Annotated in this window: 16 protein-coding genes and 1 riboswitch; of the genes, 13 read left to right on the forward strand and 3 right to left on the reverse strand. The window is 72.7% G+C overall.

From position 1 onward, the window contains the following. The first annotated feature begins 73 nt into the window (after positions 1–73). The 4 genes from ACWD4A_RS26145 (at position 74) to mfd (ending at position 5,085) form a co-directional block, all read left to right on the forward strand. A complete protein-coding gene (locus tag ACWD4A_RS26145; RefSeq protein WP_451197627.1) occupies positions 74–775 on the forward strand; it encodes a DUF4097 family beta strand repeat-containing protein in 702 nt (233 codons plus the stop codon). Positions 776–821: 46 nt separating this feature from the next. Next, entirely contained in the window at positions 822–1,181 is a 360-nt protein-coding gene (locus ACWD4A_RS26150; protein ID WP_451197628.1) for a hypothetical protein, read from the forward strand. Further along, positions 1,174–1,437 carry a hypothetical protein gene (locus ACWD4A_RS26155; RefSeq protein ID WP_451197629.1) on the forward strand — a complete coding sequence of 88 codons (264 nt, stop codon included), beginning with the start codon at positions 1,174–1,176 and terminating at the stop codon, positions 1,435–1,437. The genes ACWD4A_RS26150 and ACWD4A_RS26155 overlap by 8 nt, the downstream gene beginning before the upstream one ends. A gap of 117 nt (positions 1,438–1,554) precedes the next feature. Beyond that, positions 1,555–5,085: a transcription-repair coupling factor gene (gene mfd, locus ACWD4A_RS26160; RefSeq protein WP_451197630.1), complete on the forward strand. Its 3,531-nt coding sequence runs from the start codon at positions 1,555–1,557 to the stop codon at positions 5,083–5,085. 89 nt (positions 5,086–5,174) lie between these two features. Here mfd and ACWD4A_RS26165 read toward each other — a convergent pair whose 3' ends face one another. Continuing rightward, positions 5,175–6,662, reverse strand: a complete 1,488-nt coding sequence (locus ACWD4A_RS26165; protein WP_451197632.1) for a DUF2079 domain-containing protein — start codon at positions 6,660–6,662, stop codon at positions 5,175–5,177. Positions 6,663–6,920: 258 nt separating this feature from the next. After that, the gene (locus ACWD4A_RS26170; protein WP_451197633.1) at positions 6,921–7,652 is read right to left on the reverse strand and encodes a hypothetical protein; all 732 of its coding nucleotides are present in this window, start codon (positions 7,650–7,652) and stop codon (positions 6,921–6,923) included. Between the two features lie 185 nt (positions 7,653–7,837). Here ACWD4A_RS26170 and ACWD4A_RS26175 point away from each other — a divergent pair, with 185 nt between their 5' ends. From ACWD4A_RS26175 to ACWD4A_RS26195, 5 genes are all read left to right on the forward strand, one after another. Continuing rightward, entirely contained in the window at positions 7,838–9,922 is a 2,085-nt protein-coding gene (locus tag ACWD4A_RS26175; protein ID WP_451197634.1) for an N-6 DNA methylase, read from the forward strand. Between the two features lie 95 nt (positions 9,923–10,017). Further along, positions 10,018–10,953 (forward strand): hypothetical protein, encoded by a 936-nt coding sequence (locus tag ACWD4A_RS26180; protein WP_451197635.1) that lies wholly within the window; start codon positions 10,018–10,020, stop codon positions 10,951–10,953. Continuing rightward, positions 10,950–12,500 (forward strand): serine/threonine-protein kinase, encoded by a 1,551-nt coding sequence (locus tag ACWD4A_RS26185; RefSeq protein ID WP_451197637.1) that lies wholly within the window; start codon positions 10,950–10,952, stop codon positions 12,498–12,500. The genes ACWD4A_RS26180 and ACWD4A_RS26185 overlap by 4 nt, the downstream gene beginning before the upstream one ends. A gap of 118 nt (positions 12,501–12,618) precedes the next feature. Then, complete coding sequence (locus tag ACWD4A_RS26190) at positions 12,619–13,242, forward strand: SurA N-terminal domain-containing protein (RefSeq protein ID WP_451197639.1); 624 nt, start codon at positions 12,619–12,621, stop codon at positions 13,240–13,242. A gap of 43 nt (positions 13,243–13,285) precedes the next feature. Continuing rightward, positions 13,286–14,239, forward strand: coding sequence for a nucleoside triphosphate pyrophosphohydrolase (locus ACWD4A_RS26195; protein ID WP_451197641.1), 954 nt, complete (start codon positions 13,286–13,288; stop codon positions 14,237–14,239). 248 nt (positions 14,240–14,487) lie between these two features. Here ACWD4A_RS26195 and ACWD4A_RS26200 read toward each other — a convergent pair whose 3' ends face one another. After that, a complete protein-coding gene (locus ACWD4A_RS26200; RefSeq protein ID WP_451197643.1) occupies positions 14,488–15,234 on the reverse strand; it encodes a hypothetical protein in 747 nt (248 codons plus the stop codon). 145 nt (positions 15,235–15,379) lie between these two features. Here ACWD4A_RS26200 and ACWD4A_RS26205 point away from each other — a divergent pair, with 145 nt between their 5' ends. From ACWD4A_RS26205 to ACWD4A_RS26220, 4 genes are all read left to right on the forward strand, one after another. Beyond that, positions 15,380–15,814, forward strand: coding sequence for a DUF6479 family protein (locus tag ACWD4A_RS26205; protein ID WP_451197645.1), 435 nt, complete (start codon positions 15,380–15,382; stop codon positions 15,812–15,814). 343 nt (positions 15,815–16,157) lie between these two features. Then, a complete protein-coding gene (locus ACWD4A_RS26210; protein WP_451197647.1) occupies positions 16,158–17,405 on the forward strand; it encodes a cytochrome P450 family protein in 1,248 nt (415 codons plus the stop codon). 113 nt (positions 17,406–17,518) lie between these two features. Beyond that, entirely contained in the window at positions 17,519–18,574 is a 1,056-nt protein-coding gene (locus ACWD4A_RS26215; RefSeq protein WP_451197648.1) for a transglycosylase family protein, read from the forward strand. A 260-nt stretch (positions 18,575–18,834) separates the two neighbouring features. Further along, positions 18,835–19,001: riboswitch (cyclic di-AMP (ydaO/yuaA leader) on the forward strand. Between the two features lie 3 nt (positions 19,002–19,004). Continuing rightward, positions 19,005–19,745: a transglycosylase family protein gene (locus tag ACWD4A_RS26220; protein WP_451197650.1), complete on the forward strand. Its 741-nt coding sequence runs from the start codon at positions 19,005–19,007 to the stop codon at positions 19,743–19,745. The last annotated feature ends 221 nt before the right edge of the window (positions 19,746–19,966 follow it).

A 19,966-nucleotide genomic window follows, 5' to 3' on the forward strand; every position in this document is an offset into this window, starting at 1 on the left:
AGACGGGCACCGATGCCGCCCCGACAATGGACACGTCACCTGATCCAGCCTCAGCAGAGGGAGCCCGTCCGCCATGGCCCGTCGACTCGTCCCCGCCGCCGTCGCCGCCTGCGCGGCCGCGGCCCTGCTGACCGCCGGCTGCTCGATGGCCGACGGCCCGACCAAGAAGGCCGAGCGGACGTACACCGTGGACGGCAAGGTCACGGTCGTCGACGCCGAGACGAGCGGCGGCAACATCACCGTCGTCCCCGTCGACGCGGCCTCCGGGCCGGTCCGGGTGACGGAGAAGTACGAGTACAGCGGGCAGAAGCCCGACCCCCAACACAGCCTCCAGGACGGCCGGTTCCGGCTGCGACGGGACGACTGCGGCGGGAACGAGCGCAAGTGCGTGGTGAGCTTCGAGGTGGCAGTGCCCCGTACGGCCGCCGTCGACCTGCGCACCAGCGGGGGCGACATCTCCGTACGCGGCACCTCCGGCGAGATCGCCGCGCACACCAGCGGCGGCGACATCACCATCGAGGACTGCACGGCGAAGAAGGCGACCGCGCGCACCAGCGGCGGAAACGTCTCGGCGACGTTCACCGCCACCCCGGACCAGGTGGACGGCGGCACCAGCGGCGGCAACGTCGAGATCCGCGTCCCCAGGGGCTCCTACGCGGTGGACGCCTCCACCAAGGGCGGCGACCGCAAGGTCACGATCCCCACGGACGACCGCTCGGCACACAGCGTCAAGGCCCACACGAAGGGCGGGGACGTGACGGTGGCGCCGTCGTAGCCGGGCCGGTTGCCGTACGGTGATCGGGGCACCCTTGGGAGGACTCATGACCACGCAGCCGGTTCACGAGGGTGGGGCGCTGATCCCCAGACCCGAGAAGACGTTCCCCGCGCTGCGGGCGGCTCTCGCGCGGGTCGCGCCGTCGCGGCTGGCGGAGATGACGACGGAGCGGGACACGGTCTTCACGATGGCCACCCGGTCCAACAGCTTCGGCCCGATCGCCATGTTCCAGCTCAAGTGGGCCACGGTGATCGAGATCGAGCGCTTCCCCGGGACCGCCCGGCGCCTGCACGCGGCCGAGCGCGCCGCCCAGACCCTGGACCGGGAGGACCCGGAGTGGCGGGCCGCCATGAACGAGATCCGGGAGATCATGGACGCGGCCCGTGCGCAGGTGACCGGTGGGTGACTGGGGCTGGGAGTACGACCCCGACGCGCGGCACGTCATCGGCGGGACGCCGGACCTCGCCTTCGTGGCCCAGGTGGAGGAGCGCGCCGACGAACTGGTCCGGGCCGCGGCGGCCCTTTACCTCGACGGCAGCGCCTACCAGGGGGAATCGCCCGGCGTGCAGGAAGAGGTCATCCCGAACGGGATGTTCCAGTATCTGACGGTCGTCCGGCAGCAGCGGCTGTACATCGTCCAGGTCACCGCCTGGCCCCTCTGACCGGCTCCGCGGTCCGGCCGCGGCTGTCAGCCCCCCGTCGTACGCTGGGACCCAGACCCGGCCCGTATCCACGCGTCGGGCCGTTCGCGTTGTCACCCCCCGGGACGGAAGCTCTTCATGAGTCTGCACGGTCTGCTCGACGCCGTCGTCAACGATCCGGCGCTCGCCGAAGCGGTGAAGGCCGCGGCCGACGGCCATCGGCCGCACATCGACCTGGTCGGCCCGCCCGCCGCGCGCCCCTTCGCCGTCGCCGCTCTCGCACGGGAGGCCCAGCGGCCCGTGCTCGCGGTGACCGCCACCGGCCGCGAGGCGGAGGACCTGGTGGCGGCGCTGCGGTCGCTGCTGCCGCCGGACGGTGTGGTGGAGTACCCGGCGTGGGAGACGCTGCCGCACGAGCGGCTGTCGCCGCGCTCGGACACCGTCGGCCGGCGGCTCGCCGTGCTGCGCAGGCTGGCGCACCCGAGCGCGGACGACCCGGCCGCCGGGCCGGTGAGCGTCGTCGTCGCGCCCGTGCGGTCCGTGCTGCAGCCGCAGGTCAAGGGGCTCGGCGACCTGGTGCCGGTGAGCCTGCGCGCGGGGCGGTCCGCCGACCTCGGCGAGGTCACCCAGGCGCTGGCCGCCGCCGCGTACGCCCGGGTCGAACTGGTGGAGAAGCGCGGCGAGTTCGCGGTCCGCGGCGGCATCCTCGACGTCTTCCCGCCCACCGAGGAGCACCCGCTGCGGGTGGAGTTCTGGGGCGACGAGGTCGAGGAGATCCGCTACTTCAAGGTCGCGGACCAGCGGTCGCTGGAGGTCGCCGAGCACGGCCTGTGGGCCCCGCCCTGCCGCGAGCTGCTGCTCACCGACGGCGTGCGCGAGAAGGCCGCCGCGCTCGCCGAGGAGCACCCCGAGCTCGGCGAACTCCTGGGCAGGATTGCCGAGGGCATCGCGGTGGAGGGCATGGAGTCCCTCGCCCCCGTCCTCGTGGACGACATGGAGCTGCTGCTGGACGTCCTCCCGGCGGGCAGCATGGCGGTCGTCTGCGACCCGGAGCGGGTCCGGACCCGGGCCGCCGATCTCGTCGCCACCAGCCAGGAGTTCCTGCAGGCGTCGTGGGCGGCGACCGCGGGCGGCGGCGAGGCGCCGATCGACGTCGACGCCGCGTCCCTGTGGGGCATCGCGGACGTCCGCGACCGCGCCCGTGAACTCGGCATGATGTGGTGGTCGGTCAGCCCCTTCGCCGCCGACGAGGAGCTCGACGGGGACACCCTCAAGCTGGGCATGCACGCCCCCGAGACCTACCGCGGCGACACGGCCCGCGCCCTGGCCGACACCAAGGGCTGGCTGGCCGACGGCTGGCGCACCGTCTTCGTCACCGAGGGCCACGGCCCCGCGGCCCGTACGGTCGAGGTGCTCGGCGGCGAGGGCATCGCCGCCCGCCTCGACGCCGACATCGACGGACTCGCGCCGTCCGTCGTGCACGTGTCGTGCGGCAGCCTCGACAGCGGTTTCGTCGACCCGGCCCTGAAGCTCGCCGTGCTCACCGAGACGGACCTCTCCGGCCAGAAGTCCGCCAGCAAGGACCTCGGCAGGATGCCGGTCCGCCGCCGGAAGACCATCGACCCGCTGACGCTCCAGGCCGGTGACCACATCGTGCACGAGCAGCACGGCGTCGGCCGCTACGTGGAGATGGTGCAGCGCACCGTCCAGGGCGCCACCCGCGAGTACCTGCTCGTGGAGTACGCGCCCGCCAAGCGCGGCCAGCCCGGCGACCGGCTCTACATCCCCACCGACCAGCTGGAGCAGGTCACCAAGTACGTGGGCGGCGAGGCGCCCACGCTGCACCGTCTCGGCGGCGCGGACTGGACGAAGACCAAGGCGCGGGCGAAGAAGGCCGTCAAGGAGATCGCCGCCGACCTGATCAAGCTGTACTCGGCGCGCATGGCCGCGCCCGGCCACTCCTTCGCCCCGGACACCCCCTGGCAGCGCGAGCTGGAGGACGCCTTCCCGTACGCGGAGACGCCCGACCAGCTCACCACCATCGCCGAGGTCAAGGAGGACATGGAGAAGTCCGTCCCCATGGACCGCCTGGTCTGCGGCGACGTCGGCTACGGCAAGACGGAGATCGCGGTCCGCGCGGCCTTCAAGGCGGTGCAGGACGGCAAGCAGGTGGCGGTGCTGGTGCCCACCACCCTGCTGGTGCAGCAGCACTTCGGCACCTTCTCGGAGCGCTACTCCCAGTTCCCGGTCGTGGTGAAGGCGCTGTCGCGGTTCCAGACGGACACCGAGGCGAAGGCGGTCCTGGAGGGGCTGCGCGACGGCTCGGTCGACATCGTGATCGGCACGCACCGGCTGTTCTCGTCGGAGACGAAGTTCAAGGACCTCGGTCTGGTCATCGTCGACGAGGAGCAGCGCTTCGGCGTCGAGCACAAGGAGCAGCTGAAGAAGCTGCGGGCCAACGTGGACGTGCTGACGATGTCCGCGACGCCGATCCCGCGCACGCTGGAGATGGCCGTCACGGGCATCCGGGAGATGTCGACGATCACCACCCCGCCGGAGGAGCGGCACCCGGTGCTGACCTTCGTCGGCCCGTACGACCAGAAGCAGATCGGCGCGGCGATCCGGCGCGAGCTGCTGCGCGAGGGCCAGGTCTTCTACATCCACAACCGGGTGGAGTCCATCGACCGGGCGGCGGCGCGGCTGCGGGAGATCGTGCCCGAGGCGCGGATCCAGACGGCGCACGGGCAGATGGGCGAGAGCGCGCTGGAGCAGGTCGTCGTCGACTTCTGGGAGAAGAAGTTCGACGTGCTGGTGTCCACGACGATCGTGGAGTCGGGCATCGACATCTCCAACGCCAACACGCTGATCGTGGAGCGCGGCGACAACTTCGGCCTGTCGCAGCTGCACCAGCTGCGCGGCCGGGTGGGCCGCAGCCGCGAGCGCGGTTACGCCTACTTCCTGTACCCGCCGGAGAAGCCGCTGACCGAGACCGCGCACGAGCGGCTCGCGACGATCGCCCAGCACACGGAGATGGGCGCGGGCATGTACGTGGCGATGAAGGACCTGGAGATCCGCGGCGCGGGCAACCTCCTCGGCGGTGAGCAGTCGGGTCATATCGCGGGCGTCGGCTTCGACCTCTACATCCGGATGGTCGGCGAGGCGGTGGCGGACTACCGGGCCTCGCTGGAGGGCGGCGTGGAGGAGGAGGCGCCGCTGGAGGTGAAGATCGAGCTGCCGGTGGACGCGCACGTCCCGCACGACTACGCGCCGGGCGAGCGGCTGCGCCTCCAGGCGTACCGGGCGATCGCCTCGGCGAACAGCGAGGAGGACATCCGGGCCGTCCGCGAGGAGCTCACCGACCGCTACGGCAAGCTGCCGGAGCCGGTGGAGAACCTGCTGCTGGTCGCGGGCCTGCGGATGCTGGCCCGTGCGTGCGGGGTCTCGGACATCACCCTCCAGGGCGCGAACGTCCGCTTCGGCCCGGTGGAACTGCGGGAGTCGCAGGAGCTGCGGCTGAAGCGGCTGTATCCGCGGACGGTCATGAAACCCGCGACGCAGCAGATCCTGGTGCCGCGTCCGGCGACCCGTCCCATCGGCGGGAAGCCGCTGGTCGGCCGGGAACTGCTGGCGTGGACGGGCGAGTTCCTGACGACGATCCTGGGCGGGTGACCGGGCGACGAAGGGGCCGGTGAGCGACACCCCCGTCGCCGCTCACCGGCCGGTCTGGTGGCCGTTTGGCGGCCGATCCGGTGGCCGGGCTATCGGCTGGCCGTCGGTCCGGCCTTCCGGAGGACCGTGTAGCCGCCCGCGTTGCCCATGACGACGTAGCGGGTGCCGGGGTGCATCCGCTCGGCGTCGGCCGGCAGTTCCTGCGGGTTCCTGTTGTCGGTGCGCTGGGCGATGTAGTCGGGCGCGATGCCCCGGGTGTCGCCGATCCAGAAGACCCGGCAGCGGTTCGCGAGCCTGCTTATCGGGGTCACGTCGGACTCGACGGTGGCGTCGTCGGGGATGCGGTCGAGGAGGCGTTCGGCGGCGCGCACGCTCTCGGGCACGCGGTAGGTGTCGCCCTGGGTCAGGGTGTAGAGCGGCAGCGAGGCGGTGAGCGCGAGGGCCGCGGCGAGGACGGCGCCGGGCAGGTGGTGCGCGTAGGAGCGCAGCCACGGCCGGGGGCTGTCGGCGGTGCCGGTGAGCGCGTCGGTCAGGGCGATGAAGACGACCGGCATGAGGACGGCGCTGTAGTGCCAGTCGGTGGTCCAGTAGTGCTCGTCGTGGGAGGCGAACCGCCAGGCCAGCGTGGGCAGGGCGACGATCAGCAGAGGTGAGCGCAGGGCCAGCAGGCCGGTGGTGGGCAGCAGGATCCACAGCAGGGTGCGGACCGCGGTGTCGAGGGGGATGACGGGGGCGGGGCCGTCGCCTCCGCCCAGCTTGGTCCAGTAGTCGTACGAGCCGTCGCCGTTGAAGCCGGGGACGATCACGGCGAGGGCGAGGGCGGTGGCCGCGAGCCCGAAGACCAGCAGACCCACGGCGAGGGCCGTCGCGCGGGCGTCCCGCGCGGGCCGGTCGCCGCGCGGCCGTACGCCGCCGCGCAGCCGGATCAGGATCAGTACGCCGACGGCCGCCGCCGTGATGCCGAGGTCCTCCTTGACGAGGACGAGGGGGGCGGCCCAGCAGACCGCGGCGCGCCACCGCTTGCGGACGACCGCTTCCAGGGAGAACGCCAGCAGCGGCATGGCGAAGGCGATCTCGTGGAAGTCGAAGTCGACGGCGCGCTGCACCCCCCAGGACAGCCCGTACGCGATGCCGATCGCGAGCCCGCGCCCGCGGCCCAGCAGTCCGGCGGCGAGCCGGGTGACGGGTACGGCGGACAGGGCGAACAGCGCCGCCTGGGCGACGAGCAGGGTGACCGGGGTCGGGAAGACCCGGTAGAAGGGGGCGATCAGCGCGGTGACGGGGCTGAAGTGGTCGCCGAGGATGTTGGTGCCGGGGCCCTTGAGGTCGGCTATCGGCGCCCCGAGGTGGGCGTAGCCGCGTATGGCCTGCTCGAAGATGCCCAGGTCCCAGGACATGGTGAGCATCCGGCGGTGCCTGCACACGGACAGCGCGGCGTAGAGGACGAAGAGGATGCCCGCCAGCCAGTAGGGATCGAGCCGGGGGGCGCGCAGGCCCGCGGTGACGGTCCGGGTGTCGGATGCCGTGCCGGGCGCGTGCCGGGCGGGCGCGGGACCGGTGGCCGCTGCCGGTTCCATCTGGTGTCCTTCGCTGTCGGGCGCCGGGTCTGCCGGGTCTGCCGTGGGTCGTCCGGGGCTGTCGGCCCCAGGGAAGTGTCCAGGATGCTGCACGCTCCTGTGACATCCGTGGGAACGTCGCACGGATCCCCTTTTCGGGCACCCCTTGTTTCGGGCACCCCTTATAGAGGGGACGAGTGGGCGCCCTGAGTGGTTCACACCCGTTCGGCCTGGATTCGGGTGGTATTCGGCCGGTTTTCGGGCGGCCTTCAGGCGGGCTTAGGCGGTCTTCTTCCAGTCCTTGCAGCCGCTGGTCTTGAAGTAGGCGTCCTCGGGCGTGATCGTCACGATGCCGCTGCCGGTGACGTTCTCGTTGGCCTCGATGGACTCCATGCCGTGCAGGGCGTCCTTGTCGCGCTCCCAGTAGCAGCCCTCCTTGTTGCCCTCGGCCTTGTAGGTGCCGGGGGCGATGTCGACACCCACGCGGTACATGCCGCTGCCGGACATCTCCGCCTTGGGGGTGCCGGTCTTCTCGTCGCCGACGAGGCTCCAGCCCTTGCAGCCGCGCGTCTTGAAGAGCTTGTCGTCGGCGGCGATCGTCACATAGCTGGAGCCCACGACGTTGTCGTTGGCGAGGATCGACTCCAGCTCGCCCTTGGAGTCCTTGGCCCGCTCCCAGTAGCAGCCGAGCTTGTTGCCGGTGGAGCGGTAGGTGCCGGGCTTGACGTCCTTGCCCACCTGGTAGGTGCCGCTGCCGGACATGTCGGCCTTCTTCTTGACCTTTTCGCCGGCCGCGCCGCCGCCGTCCTTCTCCGCCGCGTTCTCCGCGCCGCCCTTGCCGCTCTTGTCGGGGGCCCCGGCGGCGGCCGGCTTGTCGTCGCCGTCCCCGCTGCCGCCGCCGACCGCGGCGCCGACGGCGATCACCGCGACGATCGCGCCCGCGGCGGTGAGCACCTTGTGCCGGGCGAACCAGTTCCGCTGCTTCCGCTGGTGCTGGGCGTGGTGAGTCATGACTGACACCTTTCGGCGTGAGGTTTCCGTGAACCGACAGGTCAATAACAACAGACGCTGTGAACCGAGTCAACATGATTCACAGAGGTGGATCTGTTCACGGCTGTGAAGGGGGTGGATCCCGCCTCGCGGGTATGCTCGGCACCACAGCGAATGGCGCGCAGAACGATGGGGAGGGAAGCCCGGTGCCGGACAGCGCAGCGGAGGTGACCGCGGCCGGGATCGCCCGGCTGGCCGGAGTGGGCCGGGCGGCGGTCAGCAACTGGCGGCGCCGGCACGCCGACTTCCCCCAGCCCGTGGGCGGCACCGAGACCAGCCCGGCCTTCGCCCTCGCCGAGGTCGAGGCGTGGCTCCGCCGCCAGGGCAAGCTCGCCGAGGTGCCTCTGGACGAGCGGACCTGGCAGCAGCTCACCGGCCACCCCGCGGGCGCCGCCACCGCCCTCCGTCACGCGGGCGCCGTCCTCCTCCTCGTCCGCGACCGGCCCACCGCCTGGCTCCGGCTCGCCGCGCTCACCGACTCCGGGCTCGCCAGGGAGCTGCCCTCCCGGCTGGACGCCGTGCTCACCGCCCGGCTGGGGGAGGGCCACCCCGTCGCGGTGCCCACCGCCGCCGAACTCGCCGCCTCCACCGCCCTCGTGCGCGCCGCCGCCGAACTCGCCGCGGGCCGGGGCGCCGACGGCGCCTACGAGTTCCTGCTGGGCCGGCACCTCGACGCCAACCCCCGGCAGTACACGCTCACCCCGCAGGGCCCCGCCGAGCTCATGGCCGCCCTCGCCCTGGGTGCCGGCCGCGGGCCGCGGGGCACCGTGCTCGACCCCGCCTGCGGCACCGGCGGTCTGCTCCACGCGGCGGCGGACACCACCGGCACCACCGTCTGCGGCCAAGACGCCGACCCTGACCTCGCCGCGCTCACCGCGCTCCGCCTCGCCCTGCGCACCGACGCGCCGGTGCGCGTCCGCACCGGCGACAGCCTGCGCGCCGACGCCTTCGCCGAACTCGCCGCCGACACCGTCCTGTGCCACCCCCCGTTCAACGAACGCAACTGGGGCCACGACGAACTGGCCTATGACCCGCGCTGGGAGTACGGCTTCCCCGCCCGCACGGAATCCGAGCTCGCCTGGGTGCAGCACGCGCTCGCCCGGCTGCGCGACGGCGGCACCGCCGTCCTGCTGATGCCCCCGGCCGCCGCCTCCCGCCGGTCCGGCCGCCGCATCCGCGCCGACCTGCTGCGCCGCGGCGCCCTCCGTGCTGTCGTCGCCCTGCCCGCCGGAGCCGCCCCGCCCTACGGCGTCCCCCTGCACGTATGGGTGCTGCGCCGCCCGGACGGCCGCCAGACGCCCGCGCCGCACGTCCTCCTCGTCGACACCGCCGCCCTCGCGGACACCCCCGGGCCCGGTCCCGCCGCGGGCCGCGACAAGCTGCCCTGGCAGGCCGTGCGCACCGCCGTCCTCGACGCCTGGGAGACCTTCGACCGCGACGGCACCGTGCCCGTGACACCCGGCCGCTGCCGCGCCCTGCCCGTCATCGACCTGCTCGACGACGACGTGGACCTGGCCCCCGCCCGGCACCTCCCGCCGCCCGCGCCCGGCGGCGGCACCGCGGAGCTCGCCGACGTCCACGACCGGCTCACCCTCGCCCTGCGCCGCACCGGCGAACTCGCCCCCGCCGCGCCCCCCGCACCCGCCGACCCCGCCCGCTGGCCCACCACCACCGTCGGCGAACTCGCCCGCGGCGGCGCCCTGGTGCTGCGCGCGGGCGGCCCCGGCACCGCGCCCGCCACCGGCACGCCCGCCCCGCCCGTCCTCACCGACTACGACGTCAAGGCCGGCACCGGGCCCACCGGCACGCTGCCCGAAGGGCCCGCCGAGGAACCGGTCCTCGTCCGGCGCGACGACGTCGTCGTGCCCGTGCTCGGTGACGGCGCCGCCGTCCGCGTCGTCGACGAGGCCACCGCCGGGGCCGCCCTCGGGCGCGGCCTGTTCCTGCTCCGCCCCGACCCGGACGCCCTCGACCCCTGGTTCCTCGCCGGCTTCCTGCGCGGCTCCGCCAACCAGCGCCAGGCCAGCAGTTACGCCTCCACCGCCACCCGCCTCGACGTCCGCCGCCTCCAAGTGCCCCGGCTGCCACGGGCCGAACAGCGCCGCTACGGCGACCGCTTCCGCGCGCTCGCCGCCTTCGAGGCCGCGCTCCGCGAGGCCGAACGGCTCGGCGAGCACCTCGTCCAGGGGCTGTACGACGGGCTGACGGACGGCACCGTCCGGCCGGAGTGATCAGTTACACCAGCGGATCCGTACAACTGGGGCAGCCGTGCCGGAGTCGGTAGATAGGCTCAAGGCAGAACCAGGACCCCAGGAGCAGCAATCAAATGAACGGCCCCGGCCTCGCACCGCCGCCCCGTCGCCCCAACAGGGCCGCGGTGATCACCATTCGGGTGGTCGTCATCGTGCTCACCGTGGGCGCGGCCGGGGTCTTCTGCTGGGTGGCCATGCTCCGGCTGGCCATCATGCGGCGCCGGGCGCGGGACTGGGCGCTGTTCTGGGCGACGCTGGTGACCTCGGTGGTGCTGCTGGCCGCCATGGGGTCGTTCCCGGAGGGCCACGCCGGGAGGAACGCGACGCTGGCCGCGCTGCTGCTCCTCACGGCCGCCGCGCTCACGCACTACATCCGCAGCGACATCAGGTTCCAGCGGGAACTCGCCAGGTCGGCCGCTCCGGCGGGACCCGTGCCGGGTCCGTTGCCCATAGAGATACCGGGCACGATGACCGGACCCGCGCCGGGGGCGTACGGCGGTTACGGCTACCCACAGCCACAGCCACAGCCGCACTCGCACCCGCAGTCCCAACTCCCGCCGCCGTCAGGCTTTCCGCAGCATCCGCACCTGCCGCCCCAGACCCCGCCCCGGCCGTACGCGCACCCGCAGCCCCATCCGCAGCCGTACGCCCAGGCGCCCGCGCCCGACCTCCACCACCACCTGACGCAACCTCAGCAGCAGGTCCGGCCCGGCGATCTGGCGCCCCATCAGTACCGGACGCCACCGCCCCGGCCCCCGGCCGCGCCCCGTGGGCGGCACGCCCGCCCGCAGCCGGCGCCCGAGTCCGCGCACGCCACGACCGTGGACCAGGCGCCACCCGTACCCCGGCAGCCCGGCCCCCCGCAGCCTCCGCCCCAGCCGCTCGGACACCACTCGTCCCAGCCGCGGCCGGCCAGGCCCCAGCGCATCGACCAGGTGCGCGCGGAACTCGACGAACTCAGCGATCTGCTCCGCAAGGAGCCCCGGGACCGTAGGGAGGGCGGGCAGTGAACGGCCGCGTCATCGCCGACCGCTATGAGCTCGCCACCGTCATGGGCCAGGGCGGCATGGGCCAGGTCTGGACCGCGTACGACCGCCGCCTGGACCGCCGGGTCGCCGTCAAGCTGCTGCGCCCCGACCGGATGGCGGGCACCGAGGGCGCCGACGAGATGCGCCGCCGCTTCGTCCGCGAGTGCCGGGTCACCGCGCAGGTCGACCACCGCGGGCTCGTCACCGTCCACGACGCGGGCAGCGACGGCGAGGAGCTCTACCTCGTCATGCAGTACGTCGAGGGCGCCGACCTCGCCGACCACCTCGCCGAGAACGAGCCCTACCCCTGGCAGTGGGCCGTCTCCGTGGCCGCGCAGCTCTGCTCGGTGCTCTCCGCCGTGCACGCCGTGCCGATCGTCCACCGCGACCTCAAGCCCCGGAACGTGATGGTCCGCCCGGACGGCTCCGTGCTCGTCCTCGACCTCGGCGTCGCGGCCGTCCTCGACGCCGACACCACCCGGCTCACCCGCACCGGCTCACCCATCGGCAGCCCCGCCTACATGGCCCCCGAGCAGGCCATGGGCGGCGCCGTCGGCCCGTACACCGACCTGTACGCGCTGGGCGTGCTGCTGCACGAACTCCTCAGCGGCAACGTGCCGTTCGCCGGGTCCACCGCCCTGGGCGTACTGCACCGCCACCTCTACGAGCCGCCCGTGCCCGTGCGGCAGCTCCGCCCCGAGGTGCCCCGGGCACTCGAAGAGCTCGTGCTCCGGCTGCTCGCCAAGGACCCGCTGCACCGCCCCGCCGACGCCCAGGAGGCGTACGAGGCCCTCGCGCCCCTGCTCCCCGTGCCCGGTTCGGTGAACGGCGTACCCCTGGGGCCCATGAACCCCACCCGCCCCTTCCTGCTGCCGCACGCGCCCTGGCCCGAGCGGGCCGCCACTGCCTCCGGGCCGGTGCCGCCCGCCGCGACCGCGCTCGTCGGCCCGCCGCCCCCGGCCCCCAGCGGCCCCGACGTCGCCGAGGCCGTGGAGGAGGTCAAGCGCCTCCTCGACCAGGGCGGCATCACCCAGGCGGTGGACCTTCTCGGCGCCATCCTCCCGGCCGCCGCCGCCGAGCACGGCGAGCGCTCCACCGTCGTCCGCACCCTCCGCAAGCAGTACGCGGCGACCCTCATGGACGACGGCCAGTACCGGCGCGCGCTGCCCGAACTGCGCCTGCTCGCCGAGGAGTACGCCGCCGAGAGCGGCCCGCACGCGGCCCGCCAGGTGCTGCGCTTCCAGTACGACGCCGCCCAGTGCCTGGAGCAGCTCGGCGAGGCCGTCGCCGCGCTCGGCGAGTACCGCGCGCTGCTCCCGCTCCTCGAGAGCCGCCCGGACGACCCGGCCACCCCGCTGGAGATCCGCCGCCGCGTGGGCCATCTGCTGCTCTCCCTCGGCGACCGGCAGGCCGCGCACGACACGCTCGCCGCCCTCCTCCCGGACGCCGAGCGGCTGCACGGCCCGCACCACCCGCTGCCCGCCGAGATCCGGCACACCCTCCAGTGGCTCGGCCAGGTGCGCGCCTGACACAACCTCAACCACCCGCGAATCGTTGGTCGTACGGGTGGCCTGGACCACATCGACTCCCTACCATCGATCACCACCAGGTCCAGCAGCCGTCGCTCGATCTCCGCCGGGAGGCTTCATGATCCGCCGAAGGACCGCGCTCACCCTCTCCGCCGTCGCCCTGCTCGCCGCGGCACCGGCCCTCACCGCCTGCGGCGGGACCGCGCACCCGGGCGCCGCGGCCGTCGTGGGCAAGGAGCGGATCACCGTCACCCAGCTCCAGAGCCAGGTGTCGGACGTGCGCGCCGCGCAGAAGTCCTCCCCGCAGGCGGAGCAGCTCGCCGCCAACAGCGCCCGGCTGGACCAGAACACGCTCATCCGGCTCATCCAGTACCGGATCGTCGAGCGGGCCGGGAAGGACAACGGCGTCGAGGTGACGCGCCGTGAGCTCCAGGAGCAGCGCTCGGCCGTCGAGCAGGCGAACGGCGGCGCGGAGGCGGTGCGCAGCCGCTTCCTGACCCTCGGCATCGCGCCCGACCAGATCGACCGGGCACTGACCATGGACATCACGCGCGCCAAACTCGACGCGAAGTTCGGCGCGGTGCGTACCAACGACATCCTGACGCGCACTTCCGACAAGCTGCGCGTCGACGTGAACCCGCGGTACGGCGTCTGGGACCCGAAGCGCGGCACCGCGCAGCCATCGGTCGAACCATGGCTGCGTGTGACCCAAGAGGTGCCGGCCGCCGGAAGCGACGCCTGAGCTCCGGGGCTCCGCCCCCGGGGGTCGGTTTACGCTCAGTGGTGTGAACGACTCCGGCCGCATCATCCTCCTCACCACCAGCCACCGCGTGGCCCCCGGGCTCCTCTCCTGGCCCGCCTGGACCGCCTTGCGCGCAGCGGATCGCGTGCTCTGCGCCGACCCCGGCCATCCCCAGCTCCCCTATGTCCGGGAGGCCGGGACCGAGGTCGAGCAGGGCGCGCCGACCGCCCGCGAGCTCGTCGACTTCTGCCTGGAGGGCGGGCGCACCGTCGTCGTCATCGCCTCCGCCGAGGGCGACCCCGCCCTCACCGACGGCCTGGCCCGGCTCGCGGGCTCCGGCCGCGAGACCATGCCCGCCCTGGAGCTGCTCCCCGGCTCCTACGACCTGCCGGGCGCCCGCCTCCTCGACCTGGTCCAGGTCATGGACCGGATCCGGCTGGCCTGCCCGTGGAGCGGCATCCGCACCCACGAGGACCTGGCGAAGTACGGGCTGGAGGAGATGTACGAGCTCCTGGAGGCCATCGAGACCGGCGACCGGGAGGCGCTCCGCGAGGAACTGGGCGACGTGCTGCTCCAGGTCGTCTTCCACGCCCGGATCGCCCAGGACGACCCCGACGAGCCGTTCTCGGTCGACGACGTGGCGGGCACGATCGTCGACAAACTCATCCACCGCCACCCGCACGTCTTCGGCGAGGAGTCCGCGGCGACCCCGGAGGACGTGAAGGCGCACTGGCTGCGAGCGAAGGCCGCCGAGAAGGGGCGCGCCTCGGTGACCGAGGGCGTCCCGCTCGCCCAGCCGGCCCTGGCCCTGGCCGCGAAACTGGCCTCCCGGGTACGGACGGAGGGCCTCGACGTCCCGCTCCCGGCCGGGGACGGCGTGGGCTACGAACTCCTGGCCCTGGCCGCCCGCGCCGAGGCCGCCGGCACCGACCCGGAAACGGCGCTGCGCGCCGCGGCGCGCACATACCGGGACGCGATCCGCTCGGCCGAGAGCTGAGGTCCGGGGGGACCCTGTGCGGTGTCCTCAAACGCCGGACGGGCTGAATTTCGTGGACCGTGGCCCTTTGGCCTGCGGCCCGCAGGCTGTGGACTACGCCGGCAAAATCAGCCCGTCCTGGGGGCACCTCCCAGCGGTAGCTGGGGGAGATTGAGGACGCGGCCGCAGGCCGCCCCCGCCGCAGGCGGCAACCGGCCCGCAGGTGGCAACCGGCCCGCAGACGGCGGACCGGCCCGCGGCCGGGAACGTCAGGCGGTCGCCGCCGCGGCAGCGGTCAGTTTCTCGGCTGCCTTGGCCAGCGCCTTGTCGAAGGCGCCCTTGCCCTGGTCGCCGGTGCTCACGTAGTTGTTCTGGATCGTGGCGACCGCCCCGTGCGAACGGACCGTGCCGAGGTCGAGGCTCACGACGTACTCGCCGTACTCCACGGTCACGGTGAAGCCGAGCGAGTCGTCGCCGAGCTTCGGCACGTCCAGCTTCTTGACCTTGACCTTGGCGGGCTTGCCCTCCATGGAGCCGGTGAAGGACGCGCACTTGTCGACGGCCGTGCGCAGGTTCGTCACGGCCGTCTCGGCCTGGGCGCGCGGGTAGCCGGTGACGTCCTGGCCGATGTTGCCCTCGCCCTCCTTCTTGCTGAAGAGCTGCTGGGCGTTGGCCTTGTAGTCGGGCTCCAGGTGGCCCGAGTTGAGGACCGTGGCCACCGGCGCGCACTGCGCCTCGGTCTTGGTCAGCATCTCGCTCTCGGCGCCCTGGGCCTTGTCGAGCACGGTGTTCGGCTCGAGCTTCCAGCCCTCCGGCAGGTCGCCCTGGGCGATGAGGGCTTGCTTGGCCTGGGCGGACGTGATGTGTGCCGGGGCGGCCTTCGGCTTCTTGTCGCCGGAACCGGAACCGGAACCGGAACCCGAACCGGAGTCCGAGCCGCCGTCGCAGGCGCTGAGGACGAACAACGACGAGGCGGCCAGCGTCGCGAGCGCGATCCGGCGGAGCTGAGCGTGCACAGTACTTCCTTCTGGCGCGAGCCACAGGGTAAAGAAAGAATAAATCGAACGTAAGTATGCCCTTATGTGATGACGCATCGGGTATCGGGCACCCGTTCGGCCTAGATACCGACTTGTCCGGGGGGTCGGCGGGTACCCGAGTCCCATGCGCATCGAGTACACCGAGCTCGCCGCCCCCGCTTGGCTCGGGGGCATCGTCCAGTTCATCGTCGGCCTCTGCGTCGTCGCCCTGCTGATCCTCGCCGTCGTCGTCGGCTTCCGGAAGCGCGACAAGGAGCCGCCCCCGCCGTCCGCGCCGCAGCGGCGCTCCGGGGCGTGGCAGACGCGGCAGGAACACGACCGGGGGCCCGATTCGCCCGACCACGGGCCCGGCCACAACGACGACGAGGAAAACGTGGTCGGCTATGTCACCGAACACCGCGAATCGGACACCCTCATGCCGGAGGGGCCGGGGGAGCGGGTGCTTCCGCATGAGGTCCACAACCCCGGGAGCCACCCGGAGGAACTCTCCGAAGAACGCAAGAAGTGGAACCCGGGCGGCAGCGGCGGCTTCGGGAGCGGCGGGCCGGGCCATACGTAGCGCTTACGCGGCGGGCGCGCCGTCTTTGGGTGCGGGTCCGTTGCCGCCTGCGGCGGGGGCGGCCTGCGGCCGCGTCCTCAAACGCCGGACGGGCTGGTTTTGCCGGGCGTGGCCCTGAGCCTGCGGCCCGCAGGTTCGCTGCCACGGTCCGCAAATCCAGCCCGTCCGGCGTTTGAGGACACCGCGCGGAGCGCGGTCGGGGGTCTGGGGGTCTCCCCCAGTTTCGGGAAGGGGCGGGTCAGGGGACAAGGCCCGCCGCAGGCGGCAACGGGCCCGCACCCGGAAGCGGACCGCACGGTTACGACGCGGGCGCCCCATCCCGGCGAAGCGTTAGCGTCAAGGGGTGCAAGACGAAACCACCCCCGCCCCCACCCTCTTCACCTGGGAGTTCGCCGCCGACCCCTACCCCGCCTACGCCTGGCTGCGCGAGCACTCGCCGGTGCACAGGACCACCCTCCCCAGCGGCGTGAGCGCCTGGCTGGTCACCCGTTACGCCGACGCCCGGCAGGCCCTCGCCGACCAGCGGCTGTCGAAGAATCCCGTGCACCACTCCGAGTCCGCCCACGGCAAGGGCAAGGTCGGCATCCCCGGCGAGCGCAGCGCCAATCTGATGACGCACCTGCTCAACATCGACCCGCCGGACCACACCCGGCTGCGCCGCCTCGTCTCCAAGGCGTTCACCCCGCGCCGCGTCGCGGAGTTCGCCCCCCGCGTCCAGGAGCTGACCGACCGGCTCATCGACGACTTCTGCGAGAAGGGGGCGGCCGACCTCATCCACGAGTTCGCCTTCCCCCTCCCCATCTACGCGATCTGCGACCTGCTCGGTGTGCCGCCCGAGGACCAGGACGACTTCCGCGACTGGGCGGGCATGATGATCCGCCACGGCGGCGGGCCGCGCGGCGGCGTCGCCCGCGCGGTGAAGAAGATGCGCACCTATCTGGCGGAACTGATCCACCGAAAGCGGGAGAACCCCGGCGAGGACCTGATTTCCGGTCTGATCCGGGCGAGCGACCACGGCGAGCACCTCACCGAGAACGAGGCCGCGGCGATGGCCTTCATCCTGCTCTTCGCCGGTTTCGAAACAACTGTGAACCTGATCGGTAACGGTGTCTACGCCCTGCTGCGCCACCCCGAGCAGCGCGTCCGACTCCAGCGTGCGCTGGCGGAAAGGGACGGGACGCTGCTCGCGACCGGTGTCGAGGAACTCCTCCGCTACGACGGCCCGGTGGAGCTCGCCACCTGGCGGTTCGCCAAGCAGGACCTGACGATCGGCGGGCAGCGCATCGCCGAGGGCGACCCCGTGCTGGTCGTCCTGGCGGCCGCCGACCGCGACCCCGAGCGGTTCGCCGACCCGGACGTCCTCGACCTCTCGCGCACCGACAACCAGCACCTCGGATACGGGCACGGCATCCACTACTGCCTGGGCGCGCCGCTCGCCCGGCTGGAGGGGCAGGCGGCCCTCGCGACCCTGCTGACCCGCCTCCCCGACCTGCGACTGGCCGTCGATCCCGAGGAGTTGCGCTGGCGCGGCGGGCTCATCATGCGCGGACTGCGCACGCTGCCGGTCGAGTTCGCCCCCCGTAGCAGATGACCCAGTGTCAACTGATGTGACCTTCGCGTGACCTCGGCTGTACCGGCTTGTGACTCCGGTGCCCCGTCGCTATGTTCGTCGACCATATCCGCCGCCACACGAGAGGCCATCGCATGCGTTCCGGTAACGGTCGACATCGTCGCCCCCGTCAGGTCCCCGCCGTCGTGGTCGCCGTGGGGGTGACGGGGTCGGCGCTCGCCATGCCGCTGCTCGCCGCCACCGGCGCCACCGCCGCCGACGCGCCCACCTGGGACAAGGTCGCCCAGTGCGAGAGCGGCGGCACGTGGAGCACCAACTCCGGCAACGGCGCGTACGGCGGGCTGCAGCTCACCCAGGAGATGTGGGAGCAGCACGGCGGCCGGGCGTACGCCCCGCGCCCCGACCTCGCCAGCAGGGCCCAGCAGATCGCCGTCGCCGAGCAGATCGTCAAGGCCGGCGGGACGGACGCCTTCGGCGGCTGTGGCGTGGCGGCGGGCCTCGCCAAGGACGGCAGGGCGCCGGACGTGAACCCCGGCAGCGCCAAGGAGCCCCCGCAGCGGACACCCGCGACGCGCGCGCCGGAACACACGTCGCCCGCTCCCGACAGCTCCACCGGAAGCGATTCCTCTTCTTCCGCCCCTTCGGGCGCGAAGCCCTCGTCCCCTCCCGCCTCCCCGTCGGCTCCTCCCGCGAGCCCCGACGCCGGGAAGCCCTCGCCTTCCACCGGTGACAAGCCGGAGAACGGCAGGCCCGAGGGCGGCAAGCACCGCAAGGACCCCACGGGCGGACCCACGGGCGACCCGACCCAAATCCCCACCGCGCCCGTGCCGTCCACGGATCCGCCCGCCAACCGGCCGACGGATTCCGGATCCCCGCAGTCCCCCGACGGTTCGAAAACCGACCCGAACGCGGACCCGAACGCGGGCGCTGGAACGGGTGGCGGCAAGCACCGTGCCGAGCCGCCGCGTTCGGACGGTGACGGCCGGGCCTCGCGGGGCGGAAGTGACTCCCGTACGGAGAAGCCCGCGCCCGGCGACTACACCGTGCGCCCCGGTGACAACCTGTCAGACATTGCGGAGGCCCACTCCGTAAAGGGTGGTTGGCATTCCCTGTACCAGCACAATGAAAAAATTGTCGGAACCGATCCCGATCTGATCCTTCCTGGTCAGCGCCTCGAGGTCGGCAAATAGCGCGGCAGTTCGTGGGGAATGTCCGTTCCAGTCGAAAGTGAGACATGGGTCTCGTTGCAGTTCGCCGGAACGGACTCCTCCAAAAGTTGACGCACCCGCTCCCACCTGCGGAAATGTCAGGTTTCTTTGGGTAACAAGAGGCAACTGTGGCTGGAAAGAGGGGTTTGAACGCGGCGGCCCACTGTGTTTACCGTCATTTCCGCTCGCCACCGCGAGCACCACGGTCGTCACGCCGAATCCTGCCGACGACCGGCGGAGTCGTCGCGCAAGCGCCGTAGGCAGGAGCGGGGGAACCAAGGTAGGCGCCGGAACGGCCCGTCAGGACCGGGACGGCTAGGGGTGAAGCCGAATGTGCTCGCACAGGAGGCCGGGCGAACTCACAGCCCGAACCCGACAGCTCACCTCGTAGGCGTCGGTGAGGAAACGACTCATGTCCAAGGGCAAGCACCGTCGTCCGTCCAAGGCCGTCCGCATCGTCACGCTCGCCGGTGTCACCGGCGCCGCGGTCGCGGCCCCGCTGATGATCGCGACCTCCGCGAACGCCGCCTCCGTCTCCACCTGGGACAAGGTCGCCCAGTGCGAGTCCGGTGGCAACTGGTCCATCAACACCGGCAACGGGTACTACGGCGGCCTGCAGTTCTCGCAGTCCTCCTGGAACGCCGCCGGCGGCCAGGCGTACGCCTCCCGAGCCGACCTGGCCACCAAGTCCCAGCAGATCGCCGTCGCCGAGAAGCTGCTCGCCATGCAGGGCCCGGGCGCCTGGGGCTGCGCCGTGCCCGGCATGACCACCGGCGGGTCGGGTGCCGACGTCGACACCTCCGGCTCCTCCAAGAGCGACCGCGGCACCTCCACCAAGTCGCACGCCGACCGCAGCGAGCGCCAGACCGCGCCCAAGAAGTCCACCCCGAAGCACGCCGCTCCGCAGGCGCAGAGCTCCGACGAGGACGAGACCGAGGCCCCGGCCCCGAAGCAGACCGCGCCGAAGCACGCCGCCCCGAAGCCCGTCAAGCAGGGTGACGGCGACTACGAGGTCAAGGAGGGCGACACCCTCGCCAAGATCGCCGAGGCCAAGAAGGTCAAGGGCGGCTGGGAGAAGCTCTACGAGCTCAACAAGAGCGTCGTCGACAACGCCGACCTGATCTTCCCGGGTCAGAAGCTGCACACCAGCTGAGCCGGCCGGTGGGCGCGGTGGCTCACGCCGCGCCCTCCGCTTGCAGCGAGCCCTGCCCCGACGCGAACCCCGAGCGCGCCGGAGCGGGGCTCTGCCTTTTCCGTGGGGCGCCCCCGGCCCCCCTGCCTCGCGCTTCCCGAACTGGGGCTCCGCCCCAGACCCCGAAGCACGCTTCGCGCGCTGTCCTCAATCGCCGGACGGGCTGAAAAACCAGCCCGTCC

It is taken from the genome of Streptomyces sp. NPDC002537, from assembly GCF_053594975.1.

Excerpts from the sequence above, each read along its gene's own strand:
- ACWD4A_RS26145 (WP_451197627.1), top strand. The coding sequence starts at position 74 with ATGGCCCGTCGACTCGTCCCCGCCGCCGTCGCCGCCTGCGCGGCCGCG.
- ACWD4A_RS26150 (WP_451197628.1), top strand. The coding sequence starts at position 822 with ATGACCACGCAGCCGGTTCACGAGGGTGGGGCGCTGATCCCCAGACCC.
- mfd (WP_451197630.1), top strand. The coding sequence starts at position 1,555 with ATGAGTCTGCACGGTCTGCTCGACGCCGTCGTCAACGATCCGGCGCTC.
- ACWD4A_RS26165 (WP_451197632.1), bottom strand. The coding sequence starts at position 6,662 with ATGGAACCGGCAGCGGCCACCGGTCCCGCGCCCGCCCGGCACGCGCCC.
- ACWD4A_RS26170 (WP_451197633.1), bottom strand. The coding sequence starts at position 7,652 with ATGACTCACCACGCCCAGCACCAGCGGAAGCAGCGGAACTGGTTCGCC.
- ACWD4A_RS26180 (WP_451197635.1), top strand. The coding sequence starts at position 10,018 with ATGAACGGCCCCGGCCTCGCACCGCCGCCCCGTCGCCCCAACAGGGCC.
- ACWD4A_RS26190 (WP_451197639.1), top strand. The coding sequence starts at position 12,619 with ATGATCCGCCGAAGGACCGCGCTCACCCTCTCCGCCGTCGCCCTGCTC.
- ACWD4A_RS26205 (WP_451197645.1), top strand. The coding sequence starts at position 15,380 with ATGCGCATCGAGTACACCGAGCTCGCCGCCCCCGCTTGGCTCGGGGGC.
- ACWD4A_RS26215 (WP_451197648.1), top strand. The coding sequence starts at position 17,519 with ATGCGTTCCGGTAACGGTCGACATCGTCGCCCCCGTCAGGTCCCCGCC.
- ACWD4A_RS26220 (WP_451197650.1), top strand. The coding sequence starts at position 19,005 with ATGTCCAAGGGCAAGCACCGTCGTCCGTCCAAGGCCGTCCGCATCGTC.